General features: G+C 54.8%; 18 protein-coding genes and 1 tRNA gene. 7 read left to right on the top strand and 12 right to left on the bottom strand.

Features of this window, described 5'->3' with window-relative positions; genetic code table 11:
* Nucleotides 1-177 precede the first annotated feature (177 nt).
* Both HQL65_14170 and HQL65_14165 read left to right on the top strand, forming a co-directional pair.
* On the top strand, nucleotides 178-753 hold the full coding sequence (locus HQL65_14170; protein MBF0137379.1) for a hypothetical protein: 576 nt from the start codon (nucleotides 178-180) through the stop codon (nucleotides 751-753).
* A 67-nt stretch (nucleotides 754-820) separates the two neighbouring features.
* The gene (locus tag HQL65_14165) at nucleotides 821-1,465 is read left to right on the top strand and encodes a hypothetical protein (protein MBF0137378.1); all 645 of its coding nucleotides are present in this window, start codon (nucleotides 821-823) and stop codon (nucleotides 1,463-1,465) included.
* A 47-nt stretch (nucleotides 1,466-1,512) separates the two neighbouring features.
* Here HQL65_14165 and HQL65_14160 read toward each other — a convergent pair whose 3' ends face one another.
* Together HQL65_14160 and argJ are read right to left on the bottom strand one after the other, a co-directional pair.
* Nucleotides 1,513-4,368, bottom strand: coding sequence for a HAMP domain-containing protein (locus HQL65_14160; protein ID MBF0137377.1), 2,856 nt, complete (start codon nucleotides 4,366-4,368; stop codon nucleotides 1,513-1,515).
* A gap of 189 nt (nucleotides 4,369-4,557) precedes the next feature.
* Nucleotides 4,558-5,775, bottom strand: a complete 1,218-nt coding sequence (argJ, locus tag HQL65_14155; GenBank protein MBF0137376.1) for a bifunctional glutamate N-acetyltransferase/amino-acid acetyltransferase ArgJ — start codon at nucleotides 5,773-5,775, stop codon at nucleotides 4,558-4,560.
* Between the two features lie 170 nt (nucleotides 5,776-5,945).
* On the opposite strand from argJ, the gene HQL65_14150 reads away from it, so the two are divergent.
* Nucleotides 5,946-6,383 (top strand): hypothetical protein, encoded by a 438-nt coding sequence (locus HQL65_14150; protein ID MBF0137375.1) that lies wholly within the window; start codon nucleotides 5,946-5,948, stop codon nucleotides 6,381-6,383.
* Nucleotides 6,359-6,781, top strand: a complete 423-nt coding sequence (locus HQL65_14145) for a (deoxy)nucleoside triphosphate pyrophosphohydrolase (protein ID MBF0137374.1) — start codon at nucleotides 6,359-6,361, stop codon at nucleotides 6,779-6,781. Before HQL65_14150 ends, HQL65_14145 begins: the two co-directional genes overlap by 25 nt.
* Here the strand turns inward: HQL65_14145 and HQL65_14140 are convergent.
* Nucleotides 6,775-7,638, bottom strand: coding sequence for an outer membrane protein assembly factor BamD (locus tag HQL65_14140; protein ID MBF0137373.1), 864 nt, complete (start codon nucleotides 7,636-7,638; stop codon nucleotides 6,775-6,777). The genes HQL65_14145 and HQL65_14140 overlap by 7 nt on opposite strands.
* Before the next feature lie 166 nt (nucleotides 7,639-7,804).
* On the opposite strand from HQL65_14140, the gene HQL65_14135 reads away from it, so the two are divergent.
* Nucleotides 7,805-8,956, top strand: a complete 1,152-nt coding sequence (locus HQL65_14135) for a Fic family protein (GenBank protein MBF0137372.1) — start codon at nucleotides 7,805-7,807, stop codon at nucleotides 8,954-8,956.
* Nucleotides 8,957-9,010: 54 nt separating this feature from the next.
* On the opposite strand, the gene HQL65_14130 is transcribed toward HQL65_14135, so the two are convergent.
* Genes HQL65_14130 through HQL65_14110 form a run of 5 tightly spaced genes read right to left on the bottom strand, consistent with a single transcriptional unit; the run spans nucleotide 9,011 to nucleotide 17,640 of the window.
* On the bottom strand, nucleotides 9,011-10,369 hold the full coding sequence (locus HQL65_14130; GenBank protein ID MBF0137371.1) for an FAD-dependent oxidoreductase: 1,359 nt from the start codon (nucleotides 10,367-10,369) through the stop codon (nucleotides 9,011-9,013).
* A gap of 33 nt (nucleotides 10,370-10,402) precedes the next feature.
* On the bottom strand, nucleotides 10,403-12,424 hold the full coding sequence (locus HQL65_14125; protein ID MBF0137370.1) for a tetratricopeptide repeat protein: 2,022 nt from the start codon (nucleotides 12,422-12,424) through the stop codon (nucleotides 10,403-10,405).
* Nucleotides 12,421-14,451, bottom strand: coding sequence for a tetratricopeptide repeat protein (locus tag HQL65_14120; GenBank protein ID MBF0137369.1), 2,031 nt, complete (start codon nucleotides 14,449-14,451; stop codon nucleotides 12,421-12,423). Before HQL65_14120 ends, HQL65_14125 begins: the two co-directional genes overlap by 4 nt.
* Nucleotides 14,426-15,643: a class I SAM-dependent methyltransferase gene (locus tag HQL65_14115; GenBank protein ID MBF0137368.1), complete on the bottom strand. Its 1,218-nt coding sequence runs from the start codon at nucleotides 15,641-15,643 to the stop codon at nucleotides 14,426-14,428. Before HQL65_14115 ends, HQL65_14120 begins: the two co-directional genes overlap by 26 nt.
* Nucleotides 15,640-17,640: a tetratricopeptide repeat protein gene (locus HQL65_14110; protein MBF0137367.1), complete on the bottom strand. Its 2,001-nt coding sequence runs from the start codon at nucleotides 17,638-17,640 to the stop codon at nucleotides 15,640-15,642. The genes HQL65_14115 and HQL65_14110 overlap by 4 nt, the downstream gene beginning before the upstream one ends.
* Here HQL65_14110 and HQL65_14105 point away from each other — a divergent pair, their 5' ends adjacent.
* The gene (locus tag HQL65_14105) at nucleotides 17,641-17,859 is read left to right on the top strand and encodes a hypothetical protein (protein ID MBF0137366.1); all 219 of its coding nucleotides are present in this window, start codon (nucleotides 17,641-17,643) and stop codon (nucleotides 17,857-17,859) included. It begins immediately after the preceding gene.
* Here HQL65_14105 and HQL65_14100 read toward each other — a convergent pair.
* Together HQL65_14100 and HQL65_14095 are read right to left on the bottom strand one after the other, a co-directional pair.
* A complete protein-coding gene (locus HQL65_14100) occupies nucleotides 17,854-19,587 on the bottom strand; it encodes a hypothetical protein (GenBank protein MBF0137365.1) in 1,734 nt (577 codons plus the stop codon). The genes HQL65_14105 and HQL65_14100 overlap by 6 nt on opposite strands.
* A gap of 394 nt (nucleotides 19,588-19,981) precedes the next feature.
* Nucleotides 19,982-20,055: transfer RNA gene (locus HQL65_14095), tRNA-Gln, on the bottom strand.
* A gap of 112 nt (nucleotides 20,056-20,167) precedes the next feature.
* Here HQL65_14095 and HQL65_14090 point away from each other — a divergent pair.
* Nucleotides 20,168-22,696 (top strand): tetratricopeptide repeat protein, encoded by a 2,529-nt coding sequence (locus HQL65_14090; GenBank protein ID MBF0137364.1) that lies wholly within the window; start codon nucleotides 20,168-20,170, stop codon nucleotides 22,694-22,696.
* Between the two features lie 15 nt (nucleotides 22,697-22,711).
* Here HQL65_14090 and HQL65_14085 read toward each other — a convergent pair whose 3' ends face one another.
* Nucleotides 22,712-23,134: a type II toxin-antitoxin system HicB family antitoxin gene (locus tag HQL65_14085; protein ID MBF0137363.1), complete on the bottom strand. Its 423-nt coding sequence runs from the start codon at nucleotides 23,132-23,134 to the stop codon at nucleotides 22,712-22,714.
* Nucleotides 23,135-23,166: 32 nt separating this feature from the next.
* A partial coding sequence (locus HQL65_14080) for an NERD domain-containing protein (protein MBF0137362.1) occupies nucleotides 23,167-23,528 on the bottom strand: 362 nt, incomplete at its 5' end.

Genomic DNA, 23,528 nt, shown 5'->3' with positions numbered 1-23,528 from the left:
AGATGGGAATCCAGGGGGAAGGGCAGTGCTCTTCCCTCTGGATTTTTTTTGCACCAGTTTTGTGTCAAGCAGAGGATTGAGTCGGCGATCTTGGTTATCTGAGGGGTCATGTGTATTTTTTGTGTCAGATCCATTTTACTATATGTAATATTTTTGGTCCCACTTCTTGTTGTCATCATGGCAACGGATGGAAATTCAGCAGGCAAGAAAAAAAATGAATATTTTAAATATTATGGATACCGAATATACGATAAAAATTTCAAAATTGAATTACCCTCTCGACCCATCCTGCCACGAAAAGACAAGTGTGCCTTGGGTGACCGTAGATCCGTTCAATGTACAGCCTGGACCTACCTGCATTGCGTGGATATGAATTTTACTGAAAGTTATTGTCACCATGTCACACCGAAAGAACCTGGTAACGTAATTGTCTCAGATCTCGAAGATTTTTCTTATGAAGAACCTTTTGATCCAGATGAACCACATACCGTACCAGTTGATAAAATATTTCGTATAGAGTTTTTAAATATTGTCCAAATACCAAAAAAATATAGCACATGTAACAGGTTAAAAAATGCAGGAAAAATTGTAAAGTGTGTTTCAAAAAAAACCGGCAGAAAAATATCCGCCTTGATTGCCGTGCAACGTTCGAATTTGGATTACACTATGGCACCAAAATATTGGGAAATGGAACGGGTCATATTTACCAGGAATAAGGGGCGCTGGGAAGTGAATGAATATCCAAAAAAATAAATAATTTAATGTTATTGCCTCGTAAATCAGCAGGATGTTTGCGATCAAGAATGACTCAGGAGTCACCATGAACTTTTTATTCAGAAAATATTTTCCCGTGTCTGTTGTGTTGTCAGGATTGTTTCTGATCGTTTTGATGGCGACAGATGGCTTTTCTGCGGCCAGGAAAACCAAATATGACGATCTGGTCAGAAAAAAATTTTTGACTGACGAACCCATCGACGATGCTTTTGTCAATTACAGAAAATCATTGCCATCAAAACCGGTCCTGCCGCGCAGTGAAAAATGCGTATTTGGAGACCGCAAGACCATTCAATGTACGTTTTACACATTCAAAAAATGCCAGGGAATGGGCTTTGGTACGGAGGTCTGCAATTCCGTGGTACCCGAGCATGCGCGTGATCCTGTTGTTGAGGAAAAACGCATGGATACCGAAAAACAAAAAGGGACATATCATCACAGTTCTGAAGACAGGATTGTGCGCCAGGAAATCCTGGATGTGAAACCCATGGACGGCAAGAAGGTTCGTTGCGGAAAGATCAAGGAACCTGACAAATTGATCGCATGCGTTGCCAAAAAACCGGGTGGCATGCTCAGTGTGCGCTTTGCCACACAGCATCAAGACAGATTGAATAAATCTCCAAAATATTGGGTTGTGGAACGCCGATGGTTGATTAGGGAAAAAGGGTCCTGGATTGTTGATGTCTCATAAGTATTACAACGTCACCGACAATCCCAGGGCAACGCATGCCGAGTGGATTAAATATTTTTTTCGCCCCGGATCGAATGATTGAAATGTTGCAGGTATTGATCCTCAAGCATGCGAAACAATTCGGCAACATGTTGTTCTATTTGGGCCATGATTTGCGAGGCTTCTTCTCTCTGTCCGGAAATGCCGTGATCAAATGCCTGTTTGACCAGTTGATAAAAAATCTGTTTGCGTTTTGCGAGTTCGGGAGCATCGGGAAGATGGGCTTCTTGGATCAAATGCATCAGGGCTTCCCATTGACTTTTGACTTCCTTGTCATCAAAAAACGAGATGCGACCCGAGGCCATTTTTTCCAGCCCGCTGATGACGATCAGATAATTGGTCATGATGCCTTCGAGATCGAACGGCGGCTGACCGGTATGCAACCCGTCACCGGCCTTGCGGAGATTGTCGGCAATATTGTCGATGGTCTTGACGACATGCCCCATGTGCTGGATGGAGCTTTTGGAAAATTCGGCCAGATTGCCCAGTTCGCGCAAGCCGTCGGTACAGGCAAGCGTCTGCTCCGTCAATTGATCCCAGGCGGAAATGATGGTGTTGTTTTTGGCACGTACCTGCTCGGCCTGTCCGGCCACCTCCTGGCCACTGTTGGCAATGTCCTGGGCGGCCAGGACCAGGGCGGACGACTCCTGAGAAACATTGACGGCGGCAGAGGCCACATTGCGACTGCCCAGGTGAATTTCCCGGGCACTCAGCATCATGTTGGCTGTGGCGTCGTTGACTTCCTGAATTTCCTGATTGATGCCGCCAATGACCCGGTTTTGTTCATCGACCGATTGGGTGATGTTGTCGTTGGCCTGGATGATATCCCGGACCAGGTTGCGCAATTGGGTCGTGGCCCCGAATACGGATTGTGAACGGGTTTGAATCTCGGCAATCTGGTCGGAAATGATTTTGGAGGCATCGACGGTCTTTTTGGCCAAAATTTTGACTTCGGACGCCACCACGGCAAACCCCCGGCCCCATTCGCCAGCCACCGACGCTTCGACCGATGCATTCAACGCCAGCATGGTGGTTTGTTTGGAAATGCTTTTGATCAGCTCGACCACCTCCGAGATGGCCTGCATCGACCCCACGAGATGATCCACCATGGCGTTGGTATCACGAATATGGTTTTCGGCCATGTGGGAACGATCCTTCGCCGTGACACACAGGGTGCGGATTTTGGAAAAAGCCACGGCAATGGTCTCGACCGATTGGGTGACATTGGTGACGGATTTTGATACCTGCTCCTGGGTGGTCATGACCTGATCCAGATTCAGGGCAATCTGTTCCGAAGCGTGGGCGAGCGATGCGGCATTGGCTTCTGTCCGCCGGGTTGATGCAGCCATCTCTTCCAGGGTGGCCGCGAGCTTCCCGGTCTCCTGCGACACATCATCGATGGAGGTCAAGGCATCCCGGGCCAATTGTTGGACATCCGCAAATTTTTCCTGAAGCAGCGTGAAGGCACCGCCAATCCGGGATTTGATGCCGAAGCCATCCCTGGAATCTCCCAGCATCGTGTAACTGATTCCCTCCAGCTCGGAAACACAGGCTTGCAGGGCGGTGACCTGAATTTTGCTGGTCTGAATGGACTCGCAGAGACTGTCCGCCATGTTTTTCATGGAGAGACCGAGGACCTTGACTTCATCATCCGGCATCTCCCGGGGCAGGTTGGTGACCAGTTCGCCGGTGGCAATCTGTTTGGCGGTCACGGTCAAGGCCTGCAACGGTCGGGTCAGACGATGCGCACCCAGCCAGGTCAACAGCATGGCCAGGGCCGTAAGCAGCAGAGAGATGCCCAAAAGTCGGATTCTCAGGGTTGAAAGAGGGGTTTGACCGGCCAACAGGGCGTCATAGGATTTGATGATGCCCATGCTCCATTTGAAGGTGGGCATGGGTTGGTAGACAAGATAGAAGAGACCCTTCTCACCCTTGAAAATGGCGTGTCCCTTTTCTCCTTTTTGCATGCGCTCCATGGCTTGGCGAAATGCTTCCTCCCGGCTGATGGTGTCGGGACGGGGAAAATAGTTTTTATATTCATGATTTTCTTTGTTATTTTCCGCTTTGGCAGGACCGGGCTTCCGGGAGAAGGAGATGGTTTCCTGACTGTCTGCCAGAATGTGACCGGTTGGTTCCAGAATAAAAAATCTTGCATGAGGTAATGCAGACGTAGGCGTGGATTGGGCTTTTTCTCCGGGCGGATTTTTTTCGGAGATCAATTGATTGAAAAGAGAGAGAGCAATTTCATAATGATAGAAGGCAGGTTTGCTGCCGTCGTCAAGAACAATCGGCGATGAATAGGAAAAAACCCATTCATGGGTATCCGAGGAGATGTAAGGGGGGGCGATAAAGACTTCTCCCTGTTTCATCCGGAAGGTTGGGGCAAAGAAAGGCGAATCATTTTCGTCATTCGACAGCTCCGCATCAGCGACATCCTGGCCACGGGTCACCCGGAGATGTTCCTGGCCGGTACGGTCGATCAGGCAGGTTTCGGAAATGGGAAGCTGCTTATGCAGAGACAAAATCCAATGGTCCAGTTGATGACGAATCGCTTTCTGGGCAGGGGTGAATTGAATGACGCCATTTTCATAGTGATTGCCGTTCAGGGTTTCCGGCAATTGAAAATATTCCCTGAAAATTGTATTGCCCATGGAAATGCGCATGTCGCTTTGGGCTTTTTCATGAAATTTTTCACTTGCATTGATTTTCTGGTCCAACTCCCGCTGCATGGTGAGGATGGCATTGTCCAGCACCGCGTTTTCCACCACGACAAACGAGATCCACCCCACTCCGACCAGACCGGTCAAGAGAAGGAACAGTTGGAAAACGATCAACTTTGCGGCAATGGTCCTGGGAAAATTCATGGTGTGTTTTGCCCCTTCCAGAAATCTTCGCGGGGTGCGCAGATTTTTGGGGTCAGTCGTCCAGAAAGCGTGCCGGGTTGACCGTGCAAGAATCGATCCCAGGAATTCGCGCCGGGTTGACTACGCAGACCTGTCCGGTCGCCAGCTTCCTGGACCCCGATTCGTTGCCGGGTGATGAATTGTTACAATTCAGGTACGATAATCGGCATTGATGGTGACATAGTCGTGGGAGAGGTCACACGTCCAGGTGGTGGCGGTGGCTTGGCCGGCATGGAGGTCGATGTGGATGGTGATTTCGGGAGCCGCCATGACATGGGCTCCCTGGGCCTCGGTGTAGGAGGGAGCCAAGCCTCCCTGTTGGACGATCTGTACCCCACCCAGAAAAATGTCCACGCCATTGACATCGATGGGCACACCGGCCCGGCCTATGGCGGCCAGAATACGTCCCCAATTGGGATCGTTGCCGAAACAGGCTGTCTTGACCAGTTGGCTGTGGGCCACCACTTTGCCGATTTTTTGCGCGTCCTCGACGCATGCGGCTCCGGCGACGGTGATGGTGATGAACTTGGTGGCACCTTCGCCGTCCCGGACCACCAGATGGGCCAGTTCCAGGCACAGATCGTTCAGGGCGTTGGCCAACGGCGTTGCGGATGGGGAGTCCGGGTCGGTCAACAGGGGGTTGCCGGCCACGCCCGACGCAAAGCCCATGAGGGTGTCGTTGGTGGAGGTATCGCCATCGACGGTAATGCAGTTGAAACTGGCCTGGACTGCCCGGGCGAGGAGCTGTTGCCAGGCAGATGGCGCAATGGCTGCATCGGTAAAGACATAGGAGAGAAGAGTGGCCATGTCCGGGTGAATCATGCCGGCACCCTTGGCCATGCCGGCCAGGACCACGGGGCGTCCATCCAGGATGCAGCGACGGTGTCGGGCCTTGGGAAAAGTGTCCGTGGTGGTGATGGCCACGGCGGCATCGGCCCAGGCATCGGCCCGCAGATTGGTGACCAGATGCGGAATGGCCACCCGAATTTTAGCCACGTTCAGAGGTTGTCCGATCACCCCGGTGGAGGAGACAAACACATGGTCGTTGCTGACGCCCAGTTTCTGGGCCACAGCCTCGGAGACGGTCAGTGCATTGTGCATGCCCTGCGGACCGGTGCCGGCATTGGCGTTTCCGGCATTGACCAGCAAGGCTTCGGCCCGGCCTCCAGCCAGTCGCTGACGGCATATTTGCACCGGGGCGGCAGCCATCTGGTTGCGGGTGAATACGCCGGCGACCGAGGCTGCCGGGTGCATGTGAATCAAAAGCAGATCCGGGCGACCGTTCGTTTTCAAACCGCAGGCCGTGGCTGCCACGCGAAATCCGGGTACCGGGGGAAAGTCAATGGGAGGGGGAGTTCCAACAGCCATGGCGACACAGCCTCATTTCAGGAGTAACATGCCGGCCCGTGACGACAGGACCCGTGACGGGAAAAACACGTTGCCATTCTTCACCGGAAGCTTTTAAATAGCCTGTTTTCCGGGACAAGGGAAGAATCCCCGTGCGTCCATGCATAAATAAACAGACTGACTGGATGGTCATGAATCTGCCTTCGTTTTCTCAACGTCTTGCCGATCGTTTTGACGGCATGATCCGCCTGGCGGACATTGAGCTGCTCAATACTGCCGTGGAACGACTGGATGGCTGGTATCTTTTGGAACCAGGCCTGGAGCTGCCGACCACGACGGTCGATGGCATTGCTGCCAGTCGGCATCTGGCTGCTCTTGTGAAAGAGATTCTGCAAGAGGAACGCGGTGTCTGGACCACCATGGTCTATGTGCAGAGCCAGGAGGATCCCTGGCTGATCAAGGTGTATCATCCGCGGCGGGCCGGTTGCGGCTGTGGTGGGGGCGGAGGGATTCGTCCCTGGTGGGTACTTTCCCGCATCCCGCCCGAGCCGATTCCAGCCTGGTCGGGCAATTCTGTCTGTGCAACCGATACCGAGCCAAAACGATCCTGGTGGAAAAAACTGGTTTGACTCTTCCCCTGCTGTTGGTCAGTGCGGCACTCCTGCGTGACGCCGACGGGCGGATTCTTCTGACCCGCCGCCGTCCTGGAACCCACATGGGTTCCTGTTGGGAATTTCCGGGCGGCAAATTGATGCCGGGCGAGAGTCCCGAAGCGGCCTTGATCCGCGAAATGCACGAAGAGGTCGGACTGCACGTCACCGATCTGAAACCCTGGGCTTTCGTCTCCCATCCCTACGAAAAGTTCCACCTGTTGATGCCGGTCTTTTTCTGCCGCCGATGGTCCGGGGTACCACAGCCCCTGGAGGTGGCGGATCTCGGCTGGTTTTCGGTGGCGGAGATGGCTTCCCTTGCCTTTCCTCCGGCGGATTGGCCCCTGGTGGAAAAACTGCAAAAAGAGGACTATTGATTGGTCAAACCGGGAACGCCGGGGGCCAGGCCTTCGAAGAAGCGTTTGACCATGGAGCCTTCATCCAGGGCATTGCGCAAGGCCAGGATGTCGTCCTTGGAGAGGGTTCCATGCCCCTCGACCATGGTACGGGCCTGACGGTAGAAGAGACCTTCGGGATAATTGTGTCCCAGGACCGACGCATAGTGGCGTGCATCTTCGGTCATGCCCAGCCGCAGGGAGGTCAACACGAGATTGAACAGGGCCTCTTCGGCATAGGGGGTGCGGCTGAAATCCTTGTTTTCCACGACCCGCCGGAAGCGGTTGGCGGCGGCGATGAACTGGTCCTTGTCCAGATAAAAGCGTCCCACCACGACTTCCTGGGCGGCCAGGCGGTCGTTGCAGAGATTGAGCATTTTCTGGGCTTCCTGGGCATAGTCGCTGTCCGGAAAGCGCGTCATCACCTCGCGCAGGGCCACGGCGGCCTGCCGGGTGCGATTCTGGTCGCGCAGCGGATCGGAAATGCGCATGAAATCAGCCAATCCCCGCATGTAGTAGGCATAGGCCACGTGGTTGTGGCGGGGATGCAGACGAATGAAACGTTCCGCCGCCATGGAGGATTCGTCATATTCCTCTTTTTTGAACTGGGTATAGATCACGATGATCTGGGCACGAATGGCCCAGGGGGAGAAGGGGTGCTTTTGATCCACTTCCTGGAACAGTTTGGTGGCCGTCGAATACCGTTTTTCCCGCAACGCCGTGATGGCCTCACGATAGATCACCTCGGGAGGATCGTTCCTTTCCTTTTCCGGGGTGGTGCTGCACCCTGTCAACAGCAGGGCTGCGACCAGAAAGATGGATATCATCGGTTTGATCATGAACGCAATGTCCTTATTTCCAGATAAAAACGCACCGGTCTTTTCCCTGACCCGTCCGACCACACTTTTCCATGATATACCAGGATCGGGTCAACAGACGAGGGACAGTTCACGGGCATTGCCAACGCCGGGCAGGGTCTGGATGCCTATGGGGGCTTGATTGGGCATGCAGAAACGCTACCAACCGCCTTATTCGATCACTCTGACCATCGTGAATCTGGTTACGGCAATTGGTGAGATTGTCGGGCGTCATTCCGTGCTGGCAGAGCAGAGCCTGACTCCGCGTCTGCGCCGGGAAAATCATATTCGTACCATTCAGGCATCCCTGGCCATCGAGAACAATTCCCTGACCCTTGAGCAGGTGACGGCGGTCGTTGAAGGCAGACGGATTCTGGGGCATCCCCGGGAAATTCAGGAGGTGCGCAACGCCCTGGCTGTTTATGAAGCCATGAAAAACTGGCAAGCTGCATCCCAGGATGATTTTCTGACTGCCCATGGCTTGTTCATGGCGGGGCTGGTGGATGAGCCAGGGGTGTATCGTTCCGGTGGCGTCGGTATTTTCCGGGGCAGACACCTGGTCCATATGGCACCGCCTGCCAAACGGGTACCCCATTTGATGACCGAGTTGTTTGGCTGGCTTGCCGACGGGGAGGCGCATCCCTTGATCGCCAGTTGCGTCTTTCACTACGAGCTGGAATTCATCCATCCCTTCGCGGATGGCAACGGGCGCATGGGACGGCTTTGGCAAACCTTGATCCTGCGTCAGTGGCAACCGCTCTTTGCGGACCTGCCTGTTGAAACGGTGATCCGTGAGCGGCAGGAGACATATTACCGGGTGTTGGCCGAGGCGGACCAACTCTCGGATGCCGCACCTTTCATCGAGTTCATGCTGAGTGCCTTGCGCGACGCGCTCCTCGAAGCCGGTTCGACCGACCAGGTAACCGACCAGGTAACCGACCAGGTAACCGACCAAGTCACCGACCAGGTAACCGACCAGGTAACCGACCAGGTAACCGACCAGGTAACCGACCAAGTAACCGACCAAGTAACCGATCAAGTAACCGACCAGGTAACCGACCAGGTTGCATGGCTGATCGAAGCGCTTGGTACACATGCATTGGGTGGCATGGGCCTGATGAAAGCCATAGGACTGTCCAGCCGACCGACTTTCCGAAAAAATTATCTGAACCCGGCGCTGGCTGGTGGTTGGCTTGAGCGTACACAACCAGATTCACCCCGCAGCCCGACGCAAAAATATCGCCTGACGGAAAAGGGGCGGCGTTGGCTGCAATATCGCAAGAAGATGCAGGGTGGGTGACCGGATACTGGCATGCACAAGATTGTTTGATCAGGCAAGATCAGACAAAAAGAATCAAAACGGTATCTGTTCCGGAAAGTTGGCGGCTGTTTTTCCGCTGCAAACCGCCGATTCGATGGTGGCTGGCAAACCGGTCTGTGTCCAATCGCCGGCCAGGAACAGGTTGCGCCAGGGTGTTTTCGGTCCTGGCCGGCTGGCCACGAGATCGGGCCAGGGTGCCAGGGTGGCCCGCCATTCCCGCACCACGCGCCCCAGCACCAGCCCCTGGTTGCCTTTTTTGGCGTCACGGGTGGCCACAACCCGCAGGCCTCCCAGGGCCGGCACCAGGGCGACCGTTGCCTGATATGCCATGTCCAGCAGGCGCAAGGTGGACCAGTGGACCTCGCGATAGGCACCACTGATGACGGCACTGATGCGTGCCGGGGCAAGTTCGGCATCCCCGGCCAGCAGGGCACGATCAAACAACCAGTGGCAAACCCCTGCCGGCAGCCCCACCAACGGCTCGGGCAATCTTCCCGGCAGCGGCCACCGTAGATGCACCGACACAATGGGGGCATAAGCTGGCGTCACCCGCCACCCTGGATCCCAATCCGGTATAAGTCGCATCAGGACATGGTGCGGCAGGGCGGCAATCACCGGACCCTGCACCGGTAAAACACCTGCCGCCGTGACCACCGCCGTGACCCGATCCCCTTGCCGGATCAATTGCCGCACTGCACTCCGACAGCGCACCTCCCCTCCCTGGCGCTGGATGAAATCACACGCCGGTTCTGCCAGCAATCTGGACAGGGGCACCTTGGATATGAAAAGTTGTCCGGCACCCCGTTTGCCCGCCATCACCTGGCGCAGGACGGTCATGAACAATCCGGCATCTGCCGAAGCCGGGGGTTCATTCATGATGGCCAGACAGAGTGGTTCCCACAAACTGTGCAACAAACGGGTCGTCTGTCGCCTTTCCTGCAACCAATGCATGACGGTTTGCCCGGGGCGGGGTGGAATCCCTCGGGCCAGATGCCATCCCAAGGCCAAAACCAGACCTTTCTCACCCAGGGTCAATTCCGGCATCCGATGCAAACCGGCCAACAGATGCCAGGGTGTCGGCCAATCGGGACAATCCAGGGCGTACCATCCTGCCGCAGGTGTCCAAAAAGGGATACGCATCCGGTCCGATTGCCAGAGTTGTGAGCGGCTGCCCAGGCGTTCCAGGAGGGCGAGGGATTCCTGACAGGCCCCGAGGAGCAGATGGGGTCCGTTGTCCAGTTCTTCGCCGGTATGGGGGTCCACGAACGAACGAACCCGGCCTCCGGGCGTGGGGGCGGCCTCCAGGACCAGGGGTCGATATCCCCGTTCCAATACATGAATGGCTGCTGTCAAGCCAGCCACACCTCCTCCCAGAATCAAGGCTTCGGTCATGCAGATGCTTTCTGTGGAGCTTTGTTCCGACAATTACGCCTCTTTCAACCGTTCCTGGACCATGCGCAGGATGCGTTGGGCCAGGAGGTCGTAGGAGTAGGCCTGGGCAATGGCCGTTGGTTCATTTTTCGGTTCCTGTTGCAGACGGGTGCGCAACTCGGCCTTGGTTTTGAAAAAGAGAATTTCATCATCCCAGTGTGGACCTTCGGCATGGATCCGGTCATCGAACAAAACCGGGATGCATCCGCAAGCGGCGATTTCTGCCAGGCGTTGCGACTTGACCATCTGTGGATGGGCGGCCAGGGCATAACGTGCCTGGTTGTAGATGTCGGCCACGGCGGTTCCATGGGGGACCTCACCCCGAAAATAGGGAGCGACAATGGGAACCTCTTCCCAATACCGGCCATAGACTTCCACCTCCCACTCCAGTTCCGGTGCCAGTTCGCACAACCATTCCACAGAACGATTCCGAACAACATAGGGATAAAGATACTGGGAAAGATGAATGAAGGGAAGATGCGTGCGTTCAAGCAGACTCTGGATATGATCGGGGGTGATGACCATGCCTTGCTCGACCATCTCGCGCAATTCACCCAATGCCAGTTTTTCACCGGGATGGCCCTTGGGAAAATGATGGTGGGAACTGCCCAGAAAGACCACCTTGCGTCGTTCCGACCGTGGTCGTTTGCTGGAGAAGCAGTTCAAATCCGCACACAAATCCTGGCGCAACACCTCCTGGACCCCGGTTTTGCGAATCAGCTCGTCAAATTCCGGATAGGCGCTCATGACCATGTCGCGTGGCCGCCAGTGCAGAGGTTCGGCTGCCTCAATTTCCGGCATCGGATCCTGGTACCAGACAATATTGAAAACATCCGGATGCAGGTAGGAATTGTTGCGATGGTTGATGTTTATCGTCATATGAGGGTTGCATGCATAATACTTGACGATGACATGATAGCCTGTCAGCCATTCCAGATCGTTGTTCTCGATCTCAAAATGCACGACGCACCCCAGACGTTTCAGTGCCTGGGCCACATTGCGTGCGGCGTATTGCATGACGGTGGTCCAACGTGACGCATGTATGTAGATACGCCACGGGTGATCTGCAATGAAATCCGGTTTTTGGTTGATGTGGAGCTTATACAGTTGTTGTATGGTCTGTAACCGTAAATTCGGTATCAGGCTCAGCATGTTGGCCAACATGAGCGCCATTCTGGTCTGCTCGGGATCAGCCGGGTCAAAATCAACCGTGGTTGGCAGGCGGAATCTGGAATTGACGAGTGTGTTGACCAGGTTGGTCGATGACCAACAAATCAGGGTTTCCAATCCTTCATTGTCCAGTGACGGGTCAAAATGGAAGCATAACTGCTTGGCTGGAAAAGTTAAATTGATAATGGACTGCAATTTGTTTCGGGCGGCAAGCAGCGCTTTTCTGCTGTCCAGAAATAGGGTGTCCTTGATTTCATTGACTGGATACAGAGGTTTCGACGAAGGATTGTAATGATCATGCAGACGCAGATGGACATTGCCGAGAGTTTCCATGCCTTCCAAAAAATACAAGTGGGCAATGGTCTGGTGGGCTTCGACCATGTCTGGTTTGATCTCCAGAACCCGTTTCATCTCGGCGATGGCTTCGGTATTTTGCCGATTGCTGATCAAAAGTACGCCACATTGATAATGGCCATCCAGATTGTCCGGTTCCAGACGGATGACTTCTCGAAAATGGAACAGGGCTGTTTCGGTATCCTCTCTGGATTTGGCAATATCTCCCATGAGCATATGCAACAGCGCATGATCCGGTGCCAATTGCAGACCCCGGGATACCAGGGCTTCGGCTGAGGCATGCAACCCGGAATTCCATTGAATGTTGGCCAAATAGATCAACAGATTCAAATTGTCAGGCCACATGGCCAGCAGTTTTTCGGAACGTGCATGGGCTTCGGCCATTTTTCCAGTCTGGAAGAGGTCAGTCACTTCTCGCAAATTCTGGGCTTGTTGTGCAGAGATTTGAAATTGATCCGGGCCGATATTTCCGGCCTGTTCAGGGTTGTTCATGGACGTGATTCCTCCAGCTCTTTTTTGACCCAGGCCAGGATACGTTGTGCCAGGGTATCACTGGACAAGGTGTGGGCCAGAATGGATGGATCCTGACGCGGTTGCCGATGCAGACAATCGCGCAAGGTGTCCCGGGTACGAAAATAGAGGAGTGCATCCTCCCAGTGGGGCGGATCAACATACGGGCGATGGTCATAGACGACCGGAATGCAGCCACACGCGGATAATTCTGCCAGGCGGCGCGTATGCATCAAACGGGTATGGGTCGCCAGGGCATAGCGTGCCTGATTGTAGACTGCGGCCACAGCCGGAGCATCGGCCAGTTCACCTCGATGGAAAGGGGCCACTTCGGGAATTTCTTTCCAAAACCGGCCATGTATATCCACTTCCCAGGGCAGATCCGTTGTCAATTCACACAGCCAGGTTATGGCGCAATGCCGGATGACATATGGAAAAACAAACTGACATACGGCAAGTGCCGGAAGACCCGATTTTTGAGCCAATGCCTCCAGCAGCGCGTCGGTGACCACCTCTCCCTGTTCAACTTTTTCCTGCAACACCCGGGCAACACTCTTGACCGGTTCCTGTGGTAAACAATGGAGATAATGATGATGAGAGTCACCGATGAAGACCACTTTGCGGCGGTCGGCAGGCGGTGTCACGGTTTGGAATGCGGCCAGATCAAAACAATGGTATTGACGGTGAATTTCATGGACCCCCTTGTCGCTCAGCAGCTTGTCCAATGTTTCTGACGCGGAGAGGACGATATCCCGTTGGCGCCAATGCGGGGGCTGATGGCCTCGAATCTCCTGGGGGGCGTCCTGGTACCAGACAATGTTGAATACATCCTCATGCAGGTGCGTATTGTTGGCATGATTGATGTTGAAGGTAATATGGGGATTGCAGGCATAATGGGCCTTGAGCAGATGGTAGGTATCCAGAATTTCCATGCCATTTTTTTCGGTTTCAAAATGAACCCTGCATCCAAGCCGTTGCAGAGCGTGTGCAATACTTTGTATTTCAATCAATCTTGTCTCATTGGTGCGGGTGGCGAACAGGAAAACCTGCAGGGGTTTGCCTGGTTCAAAGGAGGGTGCGCAATGACTGTTGAGCGATATGGTGGTCTGGATGGCCGAAGCCCGCAATGTGTATGAGCGGTCCACAGTCCTGGCAATGGCCATGGCCATCTGTGTTTGTTGCAAATCGGCAGGATCAAATTGGACTGTCACGGGAGGTCGCAGACTGTTATCAAAGAAAAACGCCGGAATCCGATTCATGGGCAGGTGAATCAGGGTTTCCACGCCAGTTTCGGCAAGCGGTCCATGGTGATAACAGATTTGCCGCAGGTTTGTGCTTTCCTTGCCCTGTTGAATCAACAAACCCTGCTGCGCCACAGCCAGGGCTTCCTGATCGTCCAGAAAATAGGTATCCAGAACCTGATTGGCAGGATACTGGCGTGGACCGGCTGGATTAAAGTGGTCGTGCAGACGCCGATGGACATGGGCCAGAATCGACCTTTTTTCCTGCTGAAAAATAATCGCCAGTAATAAATGCACTTCGGCAACGTCAAACCGTATATTCAGGGCACGCTGCAAGGCCGAGACGGCTTCTGCATATCGTTCACTTCTGGCCAGAAGGGCACCGTATTGAAAGTAACCATCGATATTGCCGGGATCCAGCCGTGTAGCCTGCCGATAATGGTCAATGGCCGTGTCGATCTGTTCCTGGGATTTGGCCAGATCGCCCATGCGCAAATGCAACTGGGCATTGTCGGGAGCCAATTCCAACCCACGGGCAAGCAGTTTTCTTGTCTGATCGATGTTTCCTTTCTGCCAATAGAGATCGGCCAGAATGCTGATGATTTCCACATTATCCGGCAGAATGGCCAGGGCTTCTTCGCAAATGCGTATCGCTTCATCCGGCAGGCCCGCCTCCACAATGCCATTCAGATTTTGCAACTGGCTGATGATATGCGCCAATTTCTCCGGATCCGGAGTGACATCACCACGCATCTTTTGTCGTGTCATGGGTGTGACTCCTGCGTTGGATAAAACAGAGATGTTGCTGGGAACGACCGAACAAATCTTTGAACACGGGCAGACCGGGGAAGCGACCATGCTGTCGATATTGTCCCAGTCCCCGGGCAAACTCCGCCAGAGCGACAGCGGTCAACGGTGCAAAGCCGTTGACATCAGAGACCACCCAATCCAGGGTATCCGCCAGACCGGGCAGCAGCGCCGGGTCTCGGGAGTGGTAGAATTTCATGATGTCGGCGGCCATGCGGTCCGTCTGCTGCATCAACTGTTGATTCAGCGCGGCAGAACGGGGTGGAACAACCTGCCGACAGTCCAGCAAATTATGGGCCTGATTCCAGAATGCGGCCAGGGCCAGCTCGTTCCACCGGCTCAACGAGCCATGGATCTGCTTGTACCAGCGCCAATCCGTGACGAAATGGGGTGATGTGGCATACAGATCAAAGTTGTCATCCAGGGTGGCAATGGCATCGGCCATGGAAAGCGGGGTGCCAACCAGGGGTTGCAGCAGATTGGTCAGCACCCAGTCGTCAATCTGCTTGGTGGCATGTTGCAGACTGGCCAGATGTTCCCGAAAATAACCGCTCAGCAGGGTCACCTGCCTTGCCAGGGGATCTTCCGGTCGGACCATCAGCAGCGTCGCCAGCCGCCGCAACAGGTCAGGCAATGTGGAAACACTGTCCATGCAGGTGATGATCAGCAAACCTTCCGGGGCCACATGGCTGGCCACCTTGCGTAAAAAGCCTTGAGGATTTTCCTGTTGCCAGGGAATCACACTTTCACAAAACACCAATTCAAACTGGTCCGGGCACCGCCACGCTTCGATCAACCCATGCTGCAATTCACAATCCGGCTGATTGGAATTCCGATGCGCAGCGAACAGGTTCCGAATGGCCTCCAGTGCGGCCTCGTTTTCGTCCACCAGGAGCAGACGGGCGGGTTTTTGCAGAAACATGTGCAGGGCGTTCTGTCCACAGCCGGGTCCCAGTTCCAGAACGGTGCGTCCACGCAACCAGCCCGGAGGCAGACCCAGATGCCGAAACAGGCTCGAGCGCATTTCGACGTGGGATTCACGGATGGCCAACTGTTGTCGTCCAGGCAGGATGCCATGGGTTCGATAATAGTTCAGGGAAGGGTTGTCCGTCCCGGTTTTTCCCTGGCTTGTCCACGTCGATGCCATGGTCATGATACGTTTCCCGTAATTGGTTGCTTCAAGATGGACGATACACAATCCAGGATACGTCGGGCAAAGAGGGCGTAGGTACTGGCTTCGGCAATGACCCAAGGGTCCCGGGATGGACGCTGGCTCAGACAATTTTTCAAATCCGTCCGGGTTTTGAAGAAAAGGATGGCATCATCCCAGTGCGGTGGTTCCGCATGGGCGCGATCATCGTTGAGGACGGGAACGCAACCACAGGCGGCAATTTCGGCCAGGCGTTGTGATTTGACCATGTGTGGATGGGCAGCGAGGGCATAACGGGCCTGATTGTACACTTCGGCAACGGCTGCCCCGTGCGGCAGCTCACCCTTGAAAAACGGCTGCACGATGGCATTCTTTTCCCAAAAACGCCCATAAACCTCGACTTCCAGATCAATCTCGCCCGCAATCTGACACAGCCATTCAACTGCCGTATTCCTGACCAGATTGCTGTAGACAAAATCGACGCCGAATGTACTGATACCCATTTTCCGGGACAAATTTTCCAGAAAGTCGAGTGAAACATATTCGCCACGTTCAACACCGGGTTGCAGAACATTTTCAATATACTGAATTTTTGCGGCGTCCAGTTCAAGGACTTCCGTATAGGTCGAGCCGATGAAGACCACCTTGCGGCGCTCTTCCCAGGGCGTGACAGTGCGAAACACGCTCAGATCAACGCACAAATCCTGGCGCAATACCTGGGGTGCCCCCGTTTTCAACAGGTAATCATCAAAATCCGGGTAGGCGGAAAATACCAGGTCACGTGGTCGCCAGTTCAGTCGTGTGCTGTTGCGAATCTCCGGCATCAAATCCTGCCACCAGGTGATGTTGATGATGTCAGGATGGAGCCAGTCGTTGAATCTATGATTGATATTGATCGTCACATGAGGCTTGAATGCCTCGTGATTCATCAATGTGGTCAAAGGATCATCCCACACCTCAAGATCGTTTTGTTCAATATCCACTTGAACGAGACACCCAAGTTCACGAAGAGCCTTGGCCAGGTTGGTTGTTGCATGCTGCATCACTGAGGTATAGCGGGAGGTTATCATCGCAATGCGCAATGGCGTCTTGCCATCATAATCCGGTGCCAGATTGCGACAACGCTGCAAACAGTCAGCAATTGATCTTGCCCTTTGTTTTCTGGCAGATTCAATGAGTGTGGCAATTTGCACGGCAGCATCAAAGACCCCCTGCTTTCCCGGATCAAACACCATCCGGACAGGATAACTCAAACGTGTTGTCGTAAAGTATTCGATGATCTTGTTCGGCAGAAGGGGAATCAGGTTCGGCGGGTCATCCGGTCGGGATTCGCCCAGGGTGTAACATAATTGCGGAACAGAATAATGTTTGTTCAACGGACGACGTTGTCCCAAACGTGCGGTTTGGCGTGCTGCTTCAGGATCCAGAATAAAAACATTTTCCACAGACCTTGCTGCAACCGGCCGGGCTGCATAATATTGAAACAGTTGCTGATGAATGGATTGCAACAGGGGCAATCCCTTGTGTTCGTGTATCAGGGCCAAACCCTGGTAGGCCGTGGCCAGATCGGGTTGCAGTTCGATAACCTGGAACAGGAGTTTTGCAGCCTCTTCATGACGTTTCAGGAGCAGAAGAACCCAACCGAGATGACACATGGAGTCGGCTTTTTGGGCATGTCCCAGGGTGACGGATTGTTCAAAGGCCTGCCGGGCATCTTCCAGACGTCCCATTCCCCAGTAGATTTTTCCCAGAGTGTCGTATATGGAGCCATCGGGGGTTCTCTGCACCATTACTTTTTTCATCGCATCCAGAGCGATGGCATACTCCTTCAGAGCAAGGCGGGCCAGAGCCAGGGCGTACAAGACATCCACTTGTTCGTGTTGCGCCAGCACGCTCTCGTAACAACGCATGGCGCTCACCAGATCACCTTGTTGGTGATGGGCCAGACCCTCCTGAAACATGTCAGCCAGATTGGCGGATAGATGATTTGAATTTGCCATATGAAAACCTTCCGCAAAGTGAATCGATCCATGCAAGGGGGGACATTGCGTGACCTGGACCGGGTGAATCAATCCAAAGTGAATCGATCCATGCAAGGGGAGACGATGCGTGACCTGGACCGGGTGAATCAATCCAAAGTGAATCGATCCATGCAAGGGGAGACGATGCGTGACCTGGACCGGGTGAATCAATCCATGGCAAGGGATGCATTTTCATGATGTGGACTCTGCAACCGGCTGCTTCAGGATTGACGTGACGCGATTCAAAATATGCCGGGCAAAACGGTCATAGGAACAGGCCTCGGCGATGATCCGGGAATCCTGGGGTGGACGTTGGCGCAGGCAACTTTTCAGTTCATCCCGGGTCCTGAAAAAAAGAATGGCATCGTCCCAATGGGGGGGTTCGGCGTTGGCGCGATCATCCATGAGGACGGGAACGCAACCACAGGCGGCAATTTCTGCCAATCGTTGGGATTTGACCATGAACGGATGCACGGCGAGGGCATACCGTGCCTGATTGTAGACTGCCGCCACATCCGGGCCATGACGCAGTTCTCCTTTGTAAAACGGCCGCACATGTTCGTTCCGCTCCCAGTAGCGGCCATATATTTCGACCTCCAGATCAATCTCATGGGCCATCTGACACAACCATTCAATGGCTGTGTTCCGCAACAGATCACAATAAATTGATTCGATGGCCAGTGTATTCAGACCGGTTTTCCGGGAATAATCATCCAAAGTGGCAAAGGAAATCATTTCACCACGCAGAAAACGGGGGCGCAACAGATCGATGATGGTCTGTTTTTCAGGCAATTGGCTGGGCAACAATTCTGCATAGGATGTGCCGATGAATACCACTTTGCGGCGCTCTTCCCAGGGGATCTCAGGATGAAACACATCCAGATCGACGCACAAATCCTGTCGCATGACCTGTGTGGCACCTGTTTTCTTGAGGTAGTCATCAAAGTTTGGATAGGCGGAGTAGACCAGATCGCGTGACCGCCAGGGCAACGGGTCGCCACGGCTGATTTCAAGCATGGGATCCTGCCACCAGGTCACGTTGATGACATCCGGGTGCAGCCAATCGTTGAATAAATGGTTGATGTTGATGATCACATGGGGCTTGCAGGCCTCGTAATCCTGCAACCGCGAGTAATCATCATCCCATTCCCTGTCGTCCTGTTCAATATGAACCCGAACCTGGCATCCCAGTTTGAGCAAAGCCCTGGCCAGATTGTTTGTGGCAAATTGCATCACCGTGGTGCTGCGTGAGGTCGGCATGAAAATGCGGAGTGGACCATGTTCATCAAAGACAGGGGCTTCGTTCAAACAGCGTTGCCGCGCATCCTCAATCCAGGCAATACGTTGTTGCATGGCCGACTCGATTGTTTTGGCTGTGTGAACAGCCATTTGAACCTGTTCTGTACGCTGCGGGTCAAATTCCACCCGTCTGGGAAAGTGCAGGCGGGTTGTCGCCAAAAACCGGCCTGTTTGATCCGGCAACAAGGCAATCACGGTTGGCAAATCTTCCGGCAGAGGTTTGCCCAGGGTGTAACACAATTGCGGAACCGAATAGGCTTTATGCAAAATGATACGCTGTCCCAGGTGTGCTGTCCGGCGTGCCAGGGCAGGATCAATAAAAAATGTGTGTTCCACCTGAGCCAAGGGCGCAGGTTGCCCGGCATAATGTTGAAACAGTCGCTCGTACACCGATCCCAGAACAGTCAATCCCTTGTAGGTAAAAATTTGGGCCATGCCCTCATAGGCTGCGGCCAGTGAGGGGTGCAGCTCCATGGCCTGCAACAGGCAGGTCATGGCTTCCTGGTAGCGTTGCTGCTGGATGAACATCCGTCCCTGATTACAGGCTTTTGTGGCTGCCTCTTCCTGCCGGAGGCGGGCCGGATGATCTTGAAATCTCTGGGCTGCGGTGGGGGATGAATCGTTCATTGGCACGCATGGGTCTTTCAGAAAGGTGAATGACAACGAGCAGACGGCAAGCAGGCGCACCATCCATGAGGTCCCGGCAATTCGCCCAAAGCACCCGGATGCGCTGCCAGTGACTTACAGGCAATACGCGCAAGTATTGTATAAGATTAAGCAAGAAACATGCCAATAATGTGGCGAGCCGGCAAAAGATCCATGGCAATGGCCACATTTTCAGGACACTGTTCTTCACCGGGGGGTTTTCACCACGATGCCCGGTAACGGGCCAGTAAAGTCATTCGGAATGGGGACAGGCACAGGTGTTGATCTTCACCTGCATCCACAAGAATGTAACGAGAAAAACGACCAGCAGAACAATCAGGGGGAGAAACAGGGGGGTGAGAACATTGCTTCCAATTGGCTGGCGGACTAGGATTCGAACCTAGATTGGAGGAGTCAGAATCCTCTGTCCTGCCGTTAGACGATCCGCCAAAACCAGACCACCATTTTCTCCAGGTTGCCTGTGTGTGTCAACCCCTCTCCATTGACCGATTCCGGGAGGCACTTTTGTACAACCCGGCCTCGGATTGAAGGCAGGAGATTCATGAGCCGCAAATTTCCAAGGTCGGGCAGGGTGTCGGGCAATCTTGCGGATCCGGTTCCAGACACGCTGCGCCGGGCTTTCCAAAAGGCTGTGGACCTGCACACGCAAGGCAGATATGCAGAGGCCCTGACAGCCTACCAGGCCATATTGGCGGAGTGCCCGGAGCATGTGGACACCCTGGCCAATCTGGGCAGTTTATTGCGGCGCTTGCAGCAACCTGCTGCGGCCATCTCCTGCCTGCAACAGGCCGTGCAACTGGCCCCGCAACGGCCTGAAATGCGTTTCAATCTGGGCAATGCCCTGCATGCGGTCGGGGATCTGGCGGGAGCGGCGGCCTGTTTTCGCCATATTCTCGATCACCACCCAGAGATGACCGAAGCCGTCTTCAATCTGGCCAACGTGCTGCGCGATCAGGAAGATTTATCGGGTGCTGTTGCCTTGTATCGGCAATTTTTGCGCCACCATCCCGGGAAGGGGGCGGCCCAGGCCAATCTGGGTACTGTTTTGCGCCGGCTTGGACACCTTGCGGAAAGCGAGGCTGCCCAGCGGCGTGCCATTGCCTTGGAACCCAACCATGCGGGTTACCGGGTGAACCTGGGCAATTTGTTGGTGGACCGGGGCGATTTCGGGTCGGCCATCGATTGTTATCGTGCAGCCATTGCCTTGGCTGCGGGTCAGGAGCCTTGGGAGTGGCAGCAAAGCCTGCTGGGTCTGTTGATGCGTACCCGGCGCTGGGCAGAGGCCACACAGGCGCTGCAAGCAGCCGTCGGGCGTTTTCCCACCCATCCTGAATTGTACATGGCCCTGGGAAATGCCCTGTGGATTGACGGCCAAAGTGCGGCTGCCGGGCAGATTTTCGAGGCAGGGATTGCTGCCGGTCACCAGGATCCCGGCCTTTTGGAAGCTGCCGGCATTGCCTGGCAGGCCCTGGGAGATTGGCAACAGGCTGAGCGTCGCTTGCGTCAGGCCGTGGCGCTGGCTCCCCAGCGCGGTTCGGGTTTGTCCAACCTGGGCATGTTGTTGATCATGCTGGGACAACATGAGGCGGCCATCCGCACCTTGCAGGAGGCAATTCGTTGGGAACCGGACTTGGCTGTGGCCCATGCCAATCTCGGTCTGGCTTATCTGGAAGTCCACGAACTCACCAAGGCCGAGGGGTGTTGCCGGGAAACGGTGCGTCTGGATCCGGAGATGCCTGTTGGTATTTTCAATCTGGCTCCGGTCCTGATGGGTCAGGGACGTTTGCCGGAGGCACTCACCGTGTTTGCCGAAGGATTGGCCCGCCATCCCGGTGAAATTACATCCCATTCCAGCTATTTGTTTGCCTTGAATTACAGCGATGGTCACACCCCGGAGGCCGTGGCCATGGCGCATCGGGAGTTTGGCCGTCTGGTGGATATGCCGGACCAGCAACCGCCTCCGGTGCGTGATCCGGATCCAGAGCGGCCCTTGCGCATCGGGTATCTTTCCGCCGATTTTTGCCACCATCCCATCGGCATGTTGCTGGCTCCCATTCTGGCCAACCATGACCAGACCCGATTTCAGACGGTCTGTTATGCCCATTCCCAAAAGTCCGACTCCCTGACCCATCGCATTCAGGCGCAGGCCGGCAGTTGGGTTGCCATTCCGGGCCTGACCGACCAGGAAGCGCGTCAACGCATACAGGCCGACGGCATCGACATTCTGGTCGATCTGGCCGGGCATACCAAGGGCAACCGTCTCTCCCTGTTTGCCCGGCGACCGGCTCCGCTTCAGGTTTCCTATGCCGGATATGTTCATGGCACGGGTCTGGCCACCATGGACTGGGTCATTCATGACCAGGTCACGGTCACCGAAGCCGCCCGGCACCTGTATACCGAACAGATTGCCACCCTGCCGTGTGCCCTTTATTGTTACCAGCCGCCGGAGCCGGCACCACCCGTTGTGCCCACCCCTGCCCGGCAACGGGGGTACATCACGTTTGGTTCCTTCAACAATCTGCCCAAGTTGACCCCGACCACCCTGGATCTCTGGGCGGCCATCCTGCATCGGGTACCGAAATCCCGTTTGCTTTTAAAATCCGGACCTTTTTATGACCTGCCCACCCGGGAACGCATTTGCACGGCTTTCGTGCAGCGTGGGATCGATCCGGAGCGGCTTGAACTTCAGGGACCTTCCCCATTTCGTACCTATCTGGAAACCTTTGGCCAGATTGATCTGGCCCTGGACCCCATGCCGTTCAATGGGGGCATCACTTCGTTGCAGGGGCTTTGGCAGGGGGTTCCTTTGGTGACTCTGCTGGGAGACCGACATGTGGCCCGGGTGGGGGCCAGTCTGATGCAAACGCTGGGGTTGCCGGCATGGATTGCCGACACTCCGGAAGCGTATGTGAATTGTGCCGTACACCTGGCCGCCGATCCGGAACATCTCAATCAGGTGCGTTTGACCATGCGGGAGCGGATGCGGGCGACCACCCTGGGGGATCCGCTCCGTTTTACGCGCCATTTGGAAGCTGCTTTTCGGGATATGTGGCAAAAAAGTCTGGCCTGAAAAAGGCTGGTTCCCCTACCTGGCCGACACCACCACCTGGAGCTGACGGCCCAGGGCCTCCAGGGCCATTTCAATCTGATCCAGGCGCGAAGCGTGCCGCAGATCCAGCAAACGGTCCACTTGTGGAAGATGCCAATGCAGGCGGCGGGCCAGCTCCGCCTTGCGGACTTTCTCCTCTTGCATGGCCTGGTGGACTGCCAGCTTGGCACGGACCAGGGCACCGGGATGCACCACTTGGCGACCGGCGGCCGGGGTGGGTATCGGCAAGGGCTGGCGCGTGTCGATGTACATTTCCAGTGCGGTCTCCAGGGCATCCCGGGCACGCATGAGGGCTTCTGCCTCATCCTCCCCGAACGTGTGCGCAATGGGAACGTCAGGGAAGGAAACCAGGATGGTATCATTGTCATCCTGAGTCAATTCAGTCGGGTAGCACCACATGTGAGAGACCACTCCCAAACCCTCCTGTTGATTTACCAGAGCCGTGCCTGGAAAGAGGGTTCATTGGCCAGTTGGACCGTGTCACCTGATTGGACGATGAGGTAAAACCCTGCATTCATGACCTGACGATCCACATCCTGATCAATCACGATGCCGGCCATGGCCCCTATGGCACGCATGTGCGCGTACATGGGAAAAAATTCCTTGAACTCAGCCATGCGCGTGAGGTGATCACGCACATCTTCGTTTGTCAGTCTGCTTTTGACTTCGATGACGGCGACGGTGTCAGTATTGGTCACCAGGAGATCGATCTGCATGTTGCGTCCACCGGGAAGGCCGGCTTTCAGGTTGTGAAATACTTGATGGACCGGGATGCCCCGTTCAGCAAACATGG

This window comes from Magnetococcales bacterium (genome assembly GCA_015228935.1).
In the GTDB taxonomy this organism is placed as follows: domain Bacteria; phylum Pseudomonadota; class Magnetococcia; order Magnetococcales; family DC0425bin3; genus HA3dbin3.
The sequence above is the reverse complement of the archived record's forward strand: the minus strand, read 5'-3'. Positions and strand labels throughout refer to the sequence as shown.